The sequence below is a fragment of the Sphingomonas sp. BE138 genome (genome assembly GCF_031456125.1).
Classification (GTDB): Bacteria; Pseudomonadota; Alphaproteobacteria; order Sphingomonadales; family Sphingomonadaceae; genus Sphingomonas.
The window spans coordinates 22,180-35,959 of record NZ_JAVDUC010000021.1; the positions used below are offsets into that span (position 1 = coordinate 22,180).

Below are 13,780 nucleotides of genomic sequence, written 5' to 3' on the forward strand. Positions count from 1 at the left end.
GGAGTCCGAAATGTACGGTGGTTTCCGCTACAGCCTGGATTTGCAGGGCGCCGAACCGACCCTGGTGAGCGAGAGCTGTTGCCGCGTCGTGGAGGGATCCGAAGAGCGGCAAGAGGTCGACGTCCATTGCAGCAGACTGGTCCCGCAAAAGCCGCGTTCCACGGGCATCGAGATTATCCGCAAGGACGATGGCGTTCCGGATGTATCGCGTGGCGAGTGACAGATCCTTCCTACGGCCTCGTGGCGCACCGCAGATTCGGACAATTTGAACGTCGCCGGCGCAACGCCATCGCAAACTGATTCAATGAGAGTGCTCATTTTCCACCCGTCCGTCGATCATCGATACTCCGGGAACGCTAATCGACACTCCCGGAACGGCGAGGCGATACATCGGGAACGCGAGCATCGATCCTTCAGGAACGCCGCAACGATACTCCGGGAACGCACCTTCGAAAGCGAATCGTGGAAAGTCGCTGACTTGAGCAGTTACAGCAGCACCCCTAACCTCTTAACCCCTCATTGAACCCTCTAACCCCGCGAGATACTTTTCTTTGAATTTTGGAGATTCAGAAAGGCAGGCTCTAGCGTCGCATTGCGTCCACAGTGCCGTGCGCTAGCGTAAATCGTCAGGACCGGGCAGCGACTTGCTCGATCGATCCAGGCCCCAGTCAGTGCAGTAACGCGGTGACGAAGGACGGATGGGGTAATGTCGGCGTCTGCGACGAACCATGTCCATGCCTCGCTCCTCGTCGATCGCACCGGCACGACCTACCAAGCGGATGCCCGCTATTCAGTTGGTCGCTCGTCAACCCTCTTACCAACTGAAATCTCGAGAGCTTGCTTCAACAACATGACCGGATCGACCCCGATAGCCAATGCCACGGCAACATACTCGTCAACGCCAAGCAGGCGCTCGCCGGTTTCGTACCGCGACACGTAGGCCTGTTGCCAACTTAGCCGCCCAGCGAGATCGACCTGCCGCAGCTTGGCATCACGGCGTGCCTTTGTGAGCAGGTGCACGATGCGACAATGCAGGTCAGACGAAGCAGGAGAACGCATACCAGGCATCTACCATTTGCCTAGTATACGTAAAGCGTATATCACGCGTCTAGCTTTTTGCGAGCGCGATCCGATGGAAGACGACCGAATTGCTGAGAAGTGTGCATCGGCGGACAGGGAAGCTTCCATACCGGTGCTGGATCGCTTCGTCGCTCGCCTGGAGGTCAGCCGGACCTACCCGTGTCCGGTGGTCAGCATCCTAACCTTCTGGGCCGGGCTGATCGCGCTCACCGTCGTCGACAAGGTGACCGGAACGACGCCTGTGGTAGCGAGCCGCCTCGATGCGGTTGCATGGGCGCTGGTAGTAGGCCTGGAACTCGGCCGCGATGTTTGGGTCCAACGTCACCGCTACGCGTCACCTCGCTGGCTACAAGCTTTAGATGCGGCCGTGGGCCACGAGGTGACCGTCCATGCGCTGGCCGCGCTGATCAGGCAGCATGAGCACGAGTTGGATTACGTGGTCACCCGCTCCGATCTGAGATTCGAGGTTCAGGCAGAGCGAGCTCGACGAAGGGAAGCTGCACGGCGAGCGGAAGGATTTCGCCTTGTCGAAGCACCGGTGATCGACGCCGCTCAGGTCGCGCGCGACGAGGAACGACGCCGTCGTGCTCGTGAGCGGCGTGCCGCCAGGCAGGGCAGGGCGCCTGCGTGACCGGCTCTAAGCCGGAAACGGTTGGAGATCTGGTCGGCATTACGATCTCCGGCGGGATCGCGCACTTTCCCGGCCGGGCTGGCGAGCGAGTTCGCCACTTCGCCGATCTCGACCCGACACTGGTCGCCGAGCTGCTCACCGCGGCCGAGGCGAGTGACTTCTTCACCCGCCCGGTTCCGAATGGGACTGCGCCTGTCCGCCCTGACGCGCGCACGTACAGCATACGTCTCGTGCATGCCGACCACTCACGGGTGCTGACCGTCCCGGAGCCGTTCGAAGCACCGGAGCTGGCGCAGCTGATCCGAACCGTGCGCCGCTGCCTATCGGGCAGGGCGAGACACCACGCTTCGCATTTGCTCGGCGCTCCCGACGTGATAGCGTCCGTTCGCCGCCCGGTCAGTCCCGGCGGTGAGGCGTAGCAACCTCAAGACATAGCAGCCGGTCAGCAATTAGGTGTTGGCCGGGTGGCCGTCACGCATGTCCAGGGCTCCGCCTAAAGGTGGCGGCGCCTTGTGCTATGCAGGGTTGCTAACACTCTCTAGCTGAGGTCCCCTGTGGCGGGGGTGACGCTGGCAGTTGCTACATCATCATGGTTCGCCTTTTGTGGCAACGTCCTTGTGTTCGGTGTTGATCAACCCGGGGTGCAACAGTCTCTTCGGGGTCATGCGACGGCTGTCGTGGCGCAGCCTTCAGATGATGTCGCACGCCGCATTGGGGTCGGTTCGTATCGAAGGGTGGCGCTCCAACAACCGTAGCTCGGGGTCATCGCTGCCCCAGCGTTTAAAGCGAAGTCGCCGGTCCCTCCGCCTCCCGGGAGGATCATACCGTCCATGAGGACGGACGGGTGAAGCCTCGTCAGGCGCGGGCCGCCTGCATCATCTGGCGGTGCGGCTCGACCGTCTCGGTCTTGAACTGGAAATGGGTGCCGTCCCGCCACATGCCGAACAGGATGATGGCGAGCTTGCGCGCGACCGCCACCTTGGCCTTGTTGAAGCCGACCTTCTTGGCGAGCCTGAGGCCCCAGTCCTTCAAGGACGAGAAGGTTTTGGTGGCGGAGAGCATCACGGTGGCGGCGGTGACGAGGTGGGTGCGGGTCAGCCGGTTGCCCATCTTGCTGATCCTGCCATGGGTGAGGCTCTCGCCCGACTGGTAGACCCGCGGCGTGAGCCCGAGATAGGCCGCCACGTCGTCGGCGCGGTGGAAGCGGGACGGCTCCTCGATGGCGGTGAAGAACGACAAGGCGGTGATGGCGCCGACGCCGGGCACCGCCATGAAGCGCCGGCAGATCGGGTTGGCGGCCGCGAGCATCTCCAGCTCGGTCTCGATCCGCTCCGCGTCCGCCTGGAGCCGCTCGCACAGATCGAGCACCGGCAGGATGCGCGAGCGCAGGTTCAGGCCGTCGCGATCCTGGATCTGCATCAGCTGCTCGACCACCCGGTCCCGGTAGGTGGCGGCCGACTTGGCGCCCGGCTCGACCCGCCCGCCATAGACGCGCAGCAGCCCGCGGATCATGTTCTCGTTGGCGAGCCGCTGCTGCACCAGCCGGTGGCGCATGATGAGCTGCGCGCGCACCTCGTAGCAGGCGGCGCTCTTGACGTAGACCTCCGTCAGGTAGTCGCGGCCCGTGCGGGTGATCTCGGCGATGCCGCGGGCGTCGTTGGCGTCGGTTTTGTTGCGCTTGAGCGACAAAACGCGATGCACCTGGAGCGCGTCCATCACTGCCACCTGGTAGCCGAGCCGACGCAGGCCGCCTGACAGGTGCACGGACATGGCGCCCGTCTCCATGCCGACCACTGCCACGTTGGAGGTGAAGTTCTTGGCCAGGTAGCGCCCGATCTCGGTCGGGTGCGTCTTCATCGAGCACTGGTGCACGACCTTGCCGTCGCCATCGAGCACGCACACCGCCGTCGATTTCAGTCCCACGTCGAGACCGACCCAGACGCGGCCCCGTGCGGGGTCTGCCTCGGCCGCCGCCCGCACCCCCAGGATCTCGGTATTGCTGATCTTCTTGGCCATCGCGCTCTCTCCTTCCGCGACACCATCGTGCACCCGCCGGACAGAGAAGACCTCAGCTAAACCACAACCGGCTCACGGGCCGGAGAACGCCTCCAGACGACGGGGAGGCGGTCATGGCAGGGCAGGGTACGTTTCGAGCCGTAGCGGCGCTCACAGCGGCTCTGGCGGGCGTTCCGGCCATGGCGCAGCAATCACTCGGTGTCGCTGACTTTCTCACCACCATCGGCGGCGATACCGACGTGAAGACCAGCGGGTCGCTTCGGACCCGCCCGTCGCCGCAGGTCTTCCCGCTGCTCGACGACGCTGACGAGATCATCGGCTACTCCTTCTTCTCCGAGAAGATTACCACCAACGGCTCGGCGACAGCCGAGCGCGCCCGCGATGCCTTCGCTCAGGAGTGTAGCGCCAAGGGCGGTCGGCTCGAGCCGGAGGAGGGGGACGCAGCACGCACCTTCCGCGATCGCGCGCTCGGCCGCAGGCTGCCGCCCCGGGGCGAGTTCAAGCACTTCTGGTACGGCATGTCGGCCGTGTGCTCGCGTGGACCGGACCAGGTCCTCGGAGGCTTCGTCGCGATCACATTCGACACGACCGAGGTGGCGACGAAAGGCGACCTGGGCAGCCGGCTAATGAGCCGCGTGTCGATGGTCCCGACCCGCACCGCCGTCTATGCCTGCCGCCCCGACCAGATCCGCTCTGCGGCATGGTTCCAACGCACCCAGGACAGCTACGTCGCCGACCGAGAGGCCGAGCAGAACCGGCACGAAGCCTTCCGACGCGACCTCGCGATCGGAACCGTCACCAACTGCGGCACGGTAGTCCAGATCCGCGGTCCCATGGTCGAGATCGCGGTGCCCCCGACCACGCTAACGCCCAACGGCCAATCCACCTTCTGGTCCCGGCGTGATGCGCTGGCGCCGACCTTCTCGACGCCGTGCACCTACGGACTCTGAGGAGCCGATCTGCCCGATTTGCATAAACTGGAAACCCTGAACGGAGACCCGCCATGACCATCGACCTGAGCGACTTCAAACTAACGCCTTTGCCCTCCCGTGAGACCCCGCCCTATGCGTCGGCCGACCCTTCGACGGACCTGCGGTTGCTCCTCGCCGGCACCGACTGGAGCGAGCCAGGACACGGCGGCTACCCGACCCGCACCGAGGCGGGAGATTGGATGATCCGGGTCATGTTGGACCTGCCTTACCCCATGCTTGCCAGCCTTGAAGCGCAGGCCGGCTCGCATGACGTCGGCGAGCTGATCCGGGCCGCTCTCGTGACCGCTGGACATGGCTCGCGGACAGAAATTGTAGGTATCAGGTCCGACCGCTACGCGACCCGCGACGAGCAGCGTGAGCGGCTCGGGATCCCCTCAGGAATAAGCGGCACGCGAGAGGGCGAATGACCGATCGATCCGGGCACGAACGGCTACGCTACCAGGCGGTTCTGAAGCCGCTCGAATGGGAGCAGCGGATGCGCGTCGACTACCGTGATGACGTACTTCGGATCGTGGCTGTCCTGGCTGCCGACGGCATCGCCATCAGTGAGGATGTCGCGTTCATGGCGTGGCACCGGTTCTCGGAAGAGGACCGCTGCGCCGGCTGGTACGGCCCCGGCACCGACGACCAGATCCGACGCAACCTGATGCCGCATCTCGAGCTCAGACCGATTGCGGAACAGGATGGCTCTGGCAATGTCCATCGGCCCGTCGTTAACCCGGATCACGCCCGCCGATGAGCGACGTCGAACACCACGATGTCAGGACGGCATTGGCGCTGATGCGCCTGGCGTTGGCGTTGCTCGACCGGGCTGGATGCACCCTTGTTGCAGCTCGCCTTCAGCATGCGTTCGACACGGTTTGGAACGATCCGGGGGCCGCCGCAATGCCGCGCCATCCTGACGCTCCGAGCGGTGCTGAACACGACCGGCACAAGCATCAGCGCCCGACCGACAACGGGGAGGGAACCGACCCATGACGGACGTCATCACGCTTGGGATTTCGGGATGGTTCACCCCGCATGGAACCCTCTACCATGAGGAGGGTCGCACGCTCGATGAGATCGCTCCGGAGGACTGGTCCAACCTCCTCGCCCATGCCGACGCGATCGACTTCTTCACGCGACCCGATCCGGCCTGGCCGGCACTGGAAGCCCGCATCTTCCATCTCACGATCACCGACGGCGAGCGGTCGCGCGAGCTGGCGGTAAACGACCCGTTCGAGGCGCCGGAACTGGCCTTCCTCATACGGCTGACGCGCCGTGCCATGCGGGACCGGCTGGTGCTGACGCCTGAAACGCTGAGCGAGGAGGCGCTCGAAGCCTTACGGGCAAGCCTGCGTCAGGCGGGGCAAGACTGAGTCGGCTGGCCGGCTCATGCGCCGGCCCGTGTGCTCCGCCGGAATCCGGGGATGCGCCCGAAAGAACCACATCATCTACGGCGGCCAGCTTACTGAGCAGTAAGGGTAGGGGCACACCCGATGCACCCTGACGGGGTGCGAAAAAGGGCAGATTCGCGTCGTTTGAGCGGCATGGTCCGACGCAGATGCTGTGCTCGGACCGTCTGGTCCATGGTGGTCCACAGAGCATCTAGAGCACGGATTTGCAGCGTTTCTTCTGGCGCTGCTCTGCACTTCCTCCTTGCGCGCCCGTTATGCGCAATGCACACTCCCTTCCGGGGTAGAAGGGGGTCCGCATGGCGCGCGTACCGATCACGGTGTACCTGCAACCCGACCAGCTTGCCGGCATCGAGCGCCGCGCGGGCCAGGTCGGCAAGACGCGCAGCGCCTGGGTGGCGGACACGCTGGTGCGCTCACTCGAGGACGAGCTGCTGCCGCTCGACGAGATCCTGCTCGACCAGCTCACCAAGGTTCGTGCCGGCCTGGAAGTCGTCGCGGAAGCGCAGGTCGGGCGTGGCCCGGAGAGCAAGAAGGGGCTGGCTGAGATGCGGCAGCGCCGGACCGACCTGGCAACCCGGATGCTGGCCGAAGCGCGCGGGATGCTGCGGCGATGACCGATGCCGGCCGCAGGCGGATCGACGTCTCCAGTGAGGTCCACAGCCGCCTGGATGCCGAATCCAAACGGCGCAATATTCCCATCCGTGATCTCGTCGAACAGGCGGTCACCACCATGTTCGACAGGGAGGCACAAGCAGCCCTGTCGGTGCGTCAGCAACGTGAGCGCCGCCATGCCGATCGCATGGAGGAACAGACCGCTCAAATCGGCGAGATCACGCGCCGCGTCTCGGCCCTGATCGCCCAGCAAACGAAGGATCTGCCCGGCGCGTTGAACGCAGGCTTCGACGCGATCAAGACGACCATCAAGGAGACCGGCGGGACCGGACATCTCCGCGACATGATCGCCAAGTTCCAGGCCGAATTTACGACCATCTTCAAGGAAGCGCAGGGCGCTCTGGCCGCCTCGGTTCTCAATGTCACCAAAGCCGCCGAGGAGCAGGCGAAGAGCCTCGGGAAGCAGCTCGATCGCATCGAGAAGCGTCAGTCGGGTACGCGTACAAAGCTTGGCGCAGGTGCCGCCCTTGGCATCGCCGGACTTGTTCTGATCTGCCTACTTTTCGCGAATACGGCGCCGACGCGCTGGCTTTCCATCCGCCTTCTGGGTGAGAGTGACTCGGCATCTGCGGCATGGAGCCTGGCAGGCGATGGGCGCACGAAAGGCGAGCTGATGGCGGAGACCAAAGGCCTTCTCGGCGATGATACATACCGGGTCCGGTACGCCGAATGCGTGGACCACGCGAAGCGCATGAAGAAGCCGTTTCCGTGCCGGCTCACCTTTCCGCCTCTGCTCGGCACGACGCCGTGACCGTCCGGCCCAACTCGATCGCCGGCGGCGGTGATGCCGCCGGCTATTATGCGGCCGACAACTACTACACCGGGGAGCAGGAAGGGCCCTCCGAGTGGGGCGGGGGAGGGGCCGAGGAACTCGGTCTGTCCGGCACCGTGAATGCCGGAAAATTCGCCGAGGTGCTGGACGGCAAACTGCCCAACGGGGCCGTTATTGCGAGAGGGGGCAATGGCGAGCGGGCGCCGGGGTTCGAGCTGACGTTCAGCGCGCCGAAGTCGGTATCGCTGGTCGCCATGATCGGCCGCGATGAGCGGGTCATGCCAGCGTTTGCGGAAGCGATCCGGAGCACCATGGCGTGGGCCGAGGAGCGGTTCGGGGAGGTGCGGTCGGGCAAGGCCGGCGCGGTGATCGAACCCGGTCGCTTGGTGTACGCGATCTTCTACCATGACCTTAGCCGGAAGCTCGACCCGCAGGCCCACGCTCATGTCGTCGTGGCGAATGCCGCACAGCGGGGTGACGGTCGCTGGGTCGCCCTCCACAATCCGGCGCTGTGGAAGCATTCGAGCACGATCGGCGCCGCCTTCCATGCCGACTTCCGTGCCCGGTTGGAGCAGCTCGGCTATCGGATCGAGATCACCGGCAAGCACGGTCAGTTCGAGATCAGCGGTATCCCGCGTGCCGCCATCGATGCGTTCAGCGCACGGCGCGAACAGATCCTTAGCCGGGCGGCTGAGCTTGGGGCTTCCGGCCCGAAGGCGATGGAGACGATCGCGGTCAGTACTCGCGACGCCAAACAGGCGGGCGATGCCACGGTTGCCCGCGTCATGTGGGCCGAGAAGGCCGAGGTCCATGGTGCTGCCATCTCCGCCGTCGTGGACGCCGCGCGCGGAATCGAGCGGCCGCGGTCCGTACTCGATGCCGTGCGTGCCTGGGGGGCCGCCTTACTTGAGCGGATCACGCATGCCTTCGGACCACGACCCGAGCCGCTGCTTCACGGCACGGATGCGGTGCGCCGGAGCGCCGAGCTGGCGAGCGGCTATGCGGTCGCGGCCGGTGTTCGGCACCTCGGCGAACGCGAAGCGAGCTTCACCTACGCGAACCTGCTGAAAAGCAGCCTCGATATGGCGGAGAAGGGCGCGACGGTGCGCGGTATCGAGGAGCGCATCGAGCGGCTGCGCGAGGCAGGTGTGCTCATCGCCGGTCCGCGCGGCAGCCTGCACGCAGACCGGCTCACGACCCGCGATATGCTGGCGACGGAAAAGGCGCTGGTTGCGGCCGCGCATGGCGGGGTGGGGCAGGGGACACCCATCCTCGAGGCCGCTTCGGTCGACACCGCACTCGACCGCGCGGCCAGTCGGCGCGAGGTCACGCTGTCCGGCGAACAGCGTGTCGCGGTACACGCCATGCTGTCCGGCACCAACCGCATCCAGGTCGTCCAAGGCGATGCCGGTACCGGCAAGTCGTTCCTCTTCGAACTCGTACGGGAGGTTGGCGCGGAAGTAGGGGCGGGGATGCTGGTGCTGGTCCCGCAGAACAAGTTGATGGATGACCTGACCGGACGGGGGCTGGAGGTGCGCTCGCTCGCATCCGTGCTGAAGGAGCATGCTAGCCGGGTCGGCCCGGCCAAGCCGAACGAGCAGCTGTCGGCGCTGATGAAGGGCAAGGTCGTGGTGCTGGAGGAGGCCTCGATGGTGTCCTCGCGTCAGCTTGCCGGGTTGTTCGAGGTCGCCCGGAACGGCGAGGCCGCCAAGCTGGTGCTGGTCGGTGACGTGAAGCAGATACCCGCCGTAGAGGCCGGGCGGCCGTTCGCGCTGCTGCAGGAGGCGGAGGCTCCGACGGTGCGGCTGACCGAGAACCGGCGCCAACAGACCGATGTGCTCCGTGAGGCCGCCTCCCTGGCACGCGAGGGCAGGGTCGCTGCTGCTTTCGAACGGCTCGGGAACAAGGTCCAGGAGAACGCTCATCCCGCAGGAGCGGCCGTTGTAGAATATCTGCAGCTTTCGCCCGAAGAACGCGACCGCACCGCCTTGCTCACTTCGGGGCACGTGCTGCGCGAAGCCGTGCTGGAGACGGTTCGGGCCGAGCTGCTGGCTAGAGGAAAGCTGGGCGCGGACGCCCTGAGCCTGCTCAGCTGGGATACGCTGAACCTGACCCGCGAGGAGCTGCGCCAGATCCGGCATTGGGCGGAGGGGATGCGGCTCGACATCTACCGCCACCAGTCAGGGCTTGTGCCGGGATCCTACGAGGTTGGCTTGATCGATCGGGCGAGCGGCATGCTCGAGCTCGCCCGTGACGGTCAAACCAGGCTCTTCGATCCCAAAAGCCTCCGATCGGGAGGGGAGGGGGCCGCGCTCTCCGTTCCCGGAGAGATCGAAGTTCGCGAAGGTGACCGCTTGGTCTTCACGGCCAGCGACCTGAAGCGCGGGATGGCGAACGGTGCTGCGATGACGCTCACCGCGATCGATGGCGACACGCTCCACCTGTCCGGCCGTGACCGGGATCATGTGATCGGGCCCGACGATCCGATGCGCGAGCGGCTTGGCCATGGCGCTGTCATCAACATGCACCGTGCGCAAGGGATGACGGTCGATCGCGCGATCACGGTGATGGACAGCCGCGACAGGCTGCTGAACAGCGAGAGCCTCTACTACGTGCTCCAGACCCGCGCGCGCGAGGACGTGTCGCTGCACACCGACGACAAGAAAGCGCTCGCCAACGCGATCGAGTCACATCGCGGTGACGTTCCGCACGCGAGCGATGTGGCACCCGAGCTCTCGTTGTCCGGTAGGGAGCGATTCGATCCGGCCACGGGCGAGCTGCCCCGACTAGACGATCCTGGCGCGAGCGATCGCCGCCAACTGGAGGCGATGAGTGCCGCCCTCCGATCCATCGGCAGCGAGCCTGCCAAGCCGGTGGCGGAGGCTGTTCGGCAGGCGCCGGTTCCGGTCAGAGAGCTGGTGAAGGAGCCGGAGATCGAGATCGACCACGATTACGACTTCGACATGTGAGACATCGCGTTGCGATTACGGGTGGGCGGATCAGCTTCGTTCCTGCTCATATGATCTGGGTTTGCCGGCCGTCGAAGCGGACATCGTAGCGGCCAAGGGTGGCGGAGATCGGACGACCTTAGCGAGGCAAGCAGGTAATCCAGATGCTGCAGGACATGGCCAACGAACCGGACTTCGGGGTGGTCGCCGACCGGGGCGAGGGCATCGGCGCCGTGCAGCCCATGAAAATGGGGGAGGGCGGGCCGCGGTACCGCGACGCCGTCGACCTCGCGATCGAGCTGACCGCCAAGTCTGCCGCCTTCCGCAGCAGTCTGCCGCCCGCACTCCGGGCTGGGCTCGCCGGTCTCGTCCGAACGGTGACCTGCTACTACAGCAACCTGATCGAGGGGCATGATACCCACCCCGTCGACATCGAGCGGGCGCTGAAGAACGACTTCAGCGCTGACCCGGCCAAGCGGGACCTGCAGCTCGAGGCGACCGCCCATTTCGCGGTCCAGGGCTGGATCGACGGGGGAGGGCTGGCGGGCCGGGCGACGAGCGTGGAGGGCCTGCAAGAGGTTCACCGACGCTTCTGCGAGCATCTGCCCGAGTCGATGCTCTGGATTGAGCCGGTCCAGGGCGGCGAGCGCGTTCTGGTCGAGCCCGGTGCCCTGCGGACCCGCGATGTTCGGGTCGGGCAGCACATTGCGATCAGCCCCGGGGCGGTGCCGCGCTTTCTCGAGCACTTCGCCTGGGCGTATCAGAAGCGCGGCGCGACGGACGCCATCGTATCTCTCGCGGCCGCGCATCACCGGTTCGCCTGGATTCACCCTTTTCTCGACGGCAACGGGCGGGTCGCCCGCCTCATGTCGCACGCCATGCTGCTCGACGCGCTCGACACGGGCGGCGTGTGGTCCATCGCGCGCGGCCTCGGCCGCAACGTGCAGGCCTATAAGCGGCACCTTGCCGCCTGCGACCTACCCCGCCGCAACGACCTTGATGGGCGGGGCTCGCTAAGCGAGGAGGAGCTGGCGAGCTTCACGACCTTCTTCTTGAAGACCTGCATCGACCAAGTCGACTTCATGGCCGGCTTGGTCGAGCCCGACCAGCTGCGCAGTCGCATCCGGCGCTGGGCGGCCGAAGAGACGGACGGGGGAAGGCTGCCGGCCAAGGCCATCCAGGTAATTGACGCAGCGCTGTACCGAGGCGAGCTCCCGCGCGGCGAGGTAGAGAGTATCGTCGGCACTGGCGAACGCCAAGCGCGCCGGGTTACCTCCGCGCTGACGAGTCTCGGCGTGCTGACGGCCGACAGTTCCCGGGCGCCCCTGCAGATCGCCTTTCCTGCCACGCTGGCGGGGCGCTGGATGCCGGGACTGTTCCCAGAAGCGCGTAGCGGCTTGCGTCAGCCGCTGGAATCATCAGCGGTGCGACACGGGGCGGCCAATGGTAAGGTGTCGTGACCGCGATGATGCGGATCAACTCGACGGAGGCAACCTTCCCGTTCTTCAGCCGCAACGACTTCCAGGGTCAGCCCAGCAGCCGTGTTTACCGACCCTACAAGGCATTCGAGATCATCCTCGACCGTGTTCTCGGCGAACGGGTGAGAGCGGATGGCGCGTGCGCTGTCGACCTCTGGTGTGCGCTCGCCAACATTCGTTGGTCCGGTCCAGATGGCATGGACGTCTCCTACGGCTTCAGGCGGGCCGGCGAGGTGGTGTCCTGGGTGCGCGAGGAGGGAGACTATCTCACCTGGTATTGCAGCGGCGAGCCAGGGCACGTTGCCACTTGGATCGACAGAGCGCTCGCGGTAGCGGGATGGTCGTGGAGGCGGTTGGAACCGGACGCCGCGGACACCGGCGAGAGGGCCGACGACAGTTAGCGCTTGGCGTAGAGTTCGGGCTGCCGCTCCACGACAGAACGGCGGACCGCGCGCAGCCGAATGGCTTCCGGTCGAGCGAAAACGGGTACTGATTGCGTGTAGGCCGATCAGGAGTGTGGACGCCCACAAGTAGATAGTTTGGAAATGCCAATCGCGACACTTTGCCCAGCGGCAAAGTGTCGCAGCCGACAGAAACGCCGCCGGCCGAACCGGAAGGGATTCACACGATTCCCGTTTCGTGCTTCTCCTGTTCCCATGATTCAAGGTGACTTGTTCTCCGCATCCCCGGTGGCCCCGCCGAGGATTTCGTCCCAGACGCCCTTAGCCGAGGGTCTGCCGTCGATCATCGATGTTATCGCGCAGGTGTCGACCCGGCCGCGCTACGCCTTCATGGTCTTGAACCTGATCGCGCGCGCGGCAGGGCAGGGGGGCAAGGCAGGACCCTACGTCCTCCGGCAGGGGCAGGCCGTTCGGCTGCGCGACTGGTTGTGCGACTCCCTCGCTCCCATGGCAGCCCGCGATCATAAGCGGGCAGCGCTGGCCGAGCAGGTGAGGGTGGAACTGGCAGGGCAGGAGCAGCTGCCAGGAGACCCTGACGCAGCGTCACGACTAGTGGAGCAAGTGGTGCTGGAGCGGGTGCGCCGCTCCGGCCGGTGTAATGTCAGCCGGGCGGTGTCCGAGCTGGTCCGGGCAGGGCTGGTCCGGCGCCACTATGAGGGCTGGCGAGTAGATCACCACAATCGAGGCGCCCGGCGCGAGGCGGTGTACACGTTATTGCCCGATACGATGCGCGCACTAGGCAAGGCGTAGAGCTAAATCCGCGCTGGTCATGACAACCCTCAGTCTGCTGGATCAGGGTCGCATGGCAATTTGACGCTCTTGAGCTTGCCCGTGAGCTAGGCTTACTGTCGCGAGACCCGCCGGCAGGAATTGCTTGCCAGTCCAGAAGCCGCTCGAGTGTACGCTCTCGGCGGCTCCTGCTTATGATTTAAGAAGCGCTGTGATCTCAGCCATCCAGCGCGGCGAGATCAGGCTGTTACGGATCAGCTCGGTGGCGCTGGACGGGATCAGCGGGGGAGTCGTGCGCGATCCGAGAAACAGGGCGGTGCTTGACCTTGGTGACGAGCGGTCTGACCGTCGGCGAAGTCAGCCTGCCGATCACCTAAGCAAGTCCAAGCGAGGTGCTCCGACCCTTTGCCGATGCAATCAGCTTCGACGTCGCGACGGGAACGATCGCGCTAGTCGGGCCGGTGCCATGGACGCCGCTTGCGCGGCGAGACGGGGAGGCGCATATTACTGTGCGGTTTCAAGCCGAAGTGCGACACGCCTCGTGGCAGCGGGGGCAGCGTGTAGCCTCCCAAGCAGCGCAGCGCTGCCCCCGCTGAGGCGCCGC

At 65.5% G+C, this 13,780-nt stretch carries 16 protein-coding genes; 14 read left to right on the top strand and 2 right to left on the bottom strand.

Annotation, left to right across the window (positions count from 1 at the left end):
• The first annotated feature begins 10 nt into the window (after nt 1-10).
• Nucleotides 11-220: a hypothetical protein gene (locus tag J2Y58_RS17940; RefSeq protein WP_063690300.1), complete on the top strand. Its 210-nt coding sequence runs from the start codon at nt 11-13 to the stop codon at nt 218-220.
• Between the two features lie 566 nt (nt 221-786).
• Here the strand turns inward: J2Y58_RS17940 and J2Y58_RS17945 are convergent.
• The gene (locus J2Y58_RS17945; protein WP_066652225.1) at nt 787-1,068 is read right to left on the bottom strand and encodes a helix-turn-helix domain-containing protein; all 282 of its coding nucleotides are present in this window, start codon (nt 1,066-1,068) and stop codon (nt 787-789) included.
• A gap of 64 nt (nt 1,069-1,132) precedes the next feature.
• On the opposite strand from J2Y58_RS17945, the gene J2Y58_RS17950 reads away from it, so the two are divergent.
• Together J2Y58_RS17950 and J2Y58_RS17955 are read left to right on the top strand one after the other, a co-directional pair.
• On the top strand, nt 1,133-1,711 hold the full coding sequence (locus J2Y58_RS17950) for a hypothetical protein (RefSeq protein WP_310106229.1): 579 nt from the start codon (nt 1,133-1,135) through the stop codon (nt 1,709-1,711).
• Nucleotides 1,708-2,130 (top strand): protealysin inhibitor emfourin, encoded by a 423-nt coding sequence (locus tag J2Y58_RS17955; RefSeq protein ID WP_017980694.1) that lies wholly within the window; start codon nt 1,708-1,710, stop codon nt 2,128-2,130. Before J2Y58_RS17950 ends, J2Y58_RS17955 begins: the two co-directional genes overlap by 4 nt.
• 436 nt (nt 2,131-2,566) lie before the next feature.
• On the opposite strand, the gene J2Y58_RS17960 is transcribed toward J2Y58_RS17955, so the two are convergent.
• Nucleotides 2,567-3,727 carry an IS110 family transposase gene (locus J2Y58_RS17960; RefSeq protein WP_310106237.1) on the bottom strand — a complete coding sequence of 387 codons (1,161 nt, stop codon included), beginning with the start codon at nt 3,725-3,727 and terminating at the stop codon, nt 2,567-2,569.
• A 113-nt stretch (nt 3,728-3,840) separates the two neighbouring features.
• Between J2Y58_RS17960 and J2Y58_RS17965 the strand changes: the two genes are divergently transcribed.
• The 11 genes from J2Y58_RS17965 to J2Y58_RS18015 all read left to right on the top strand — a co-directional run bounded on the left by J2Y58_RS17965 (nt 3,841) and on the right by J2Y58_RS18015 (nt 13,197).
• Nucleotides 3,841-4,677: a hypothetical protein gene (locus tag J2Y58_RS17965; RefSeq protein WP_310106239.1), complete on the top strand. Its 837-nt coding sequence runs from the start codon at nt 3,841-3,843 to the stop codon at nt 4,675-4,677.
• Nucleotides 4,678-4,730: 53 nt separating this feature from the next.
• Nucleotides 4,731-5,126: a hypothetical protein gene (locus tag J2Y58_RS17970; RefSeq protein ID WP_017980692.1), complete on the top strand. Its 396-nt coding sequence runs from the start codon at nt 4,731-4,733 to the stop codon at nt 5,124-5,126.
• Nucleotides 5,123-5,458, top strand: a complete 336-nt coding sequence (locus J2Y58_RS17975) for a hypothetical protein (RefSeq protein WP_017980691.1) — start codon at nt 5,123-5,125, stop codon at nt 5,456-5,458. The genes J2Y58_RS17970 and J2Y58_RS17975 overlap by 4 nt, the downstream gene beginning before the upstream one ends.
• The gene (locus tag J2Y58_RS17980; RefSeq protein ID WP_066652219.1) at nt 5,455-5,697 is read left to right on the top strand and encodes a hypothetical protein; all 243 of its coding nucleotides are present in this window, start codon (nt 5,455-5,457) and stop codon (nt 5,695-5,697) included. The genes J2Y58_RS17975 and J2Y58_RS17980 overlap by 4 nt, the downstream gene beginning before the upstream one ends.
• On the top strand, nt 5,694-6,077 hold the full coding sequence (locus J2Y58_RS17985) for a hypothetical protein (RefSeq protein WP_066486878.1): 384 nt from the start codon (nt 5,694-5,696) through the stop codon (nt 6,075-6,077). Before J2Y58_RS17980 ends, J2Y58_RS17985 begins: the two co-directional genes overlap by 4 nt.
• A 335-nt stretch (nt 6,078-6,412) precedes the next feature.
• Nucleotides 6,413-6,730: a hypothetical protein gene (locus J2Y58_RS17990; protein ID WP_310106247.1), complete on the top strand. Its 318-nt coding sequence runs from the start codon at nt 6,413-6,415 to the stop codon at nt 6,728-6,730.
• Nucleotides 6,727-7,539 (top strand): hypothetical protein, encoded by an 813-nt coding sequence (locus tag J2Y58_RS17995; protein ID WP_017980687.1) that lies wholly within the window; start codon nt 6,727-6,729, stop codon nt 7,537-7,539. Before J2Y58_RS17990 ends, J2Y58_RS17995 begins: the two co-directional genes overlap by 4 nt.
• The gene (mobF, locus tag J2Y58_RS18000) at nt 7,536-10,529 is read left to right on the top strand and encodes a MobF family relaxase (RefSeq protein ID WP_310106250.1); all 2,994 of its coding nucleotides are present in this window, start codon (nt 7,536-7,538) and stop codon (nt 10,527-10,529) included. The genes J2Y58_RS17995 and mobF overlap by 4 nt, the downstream gene beginning before the upstream one ends.
• 143 nt (nt 10,530-10,672) lie before the next feature.
• Nucleotides 10,673-11,968: a Fic family protein gene (locus J2Y58_RS18005; protein ID WP_310106253.1), complete on the top strand. Its 1,296-nt coding sequence runs from the start codon at nt 10,673-10,675 to the stop codon at nt 11,966-11,968.
• The gene (locus tag J2Y58_RS18010) at nt 11,965-12,387 is read left to right on the top strand and encodes a hypothetical protein (protein ID WP_020486653.1); all 423 of its coding nucleotides are present in this window, start codon (nt 11,965-11,967) and stop codon (nt 12,385-12,387) included. Before J2Y58_RS18005 ends, J2Y58_RS18010 begins: the two co-directional genes overlap by 4 nt.
• Before the next feature lie 255 nt (nt 12,388-12,642).
• Complete coding sequence (locus J2Y58_RS18015) at nt 12,643-13,197, top strand: hypothetical protein (RefSeq protein WP_017980682.1); 555 nt, start codon at nt 12,643-12,645, stop codon at nt 13,195-13,197.
• Nucleotides 13,198-13,780: the final 583 nt, after the last annotated feature.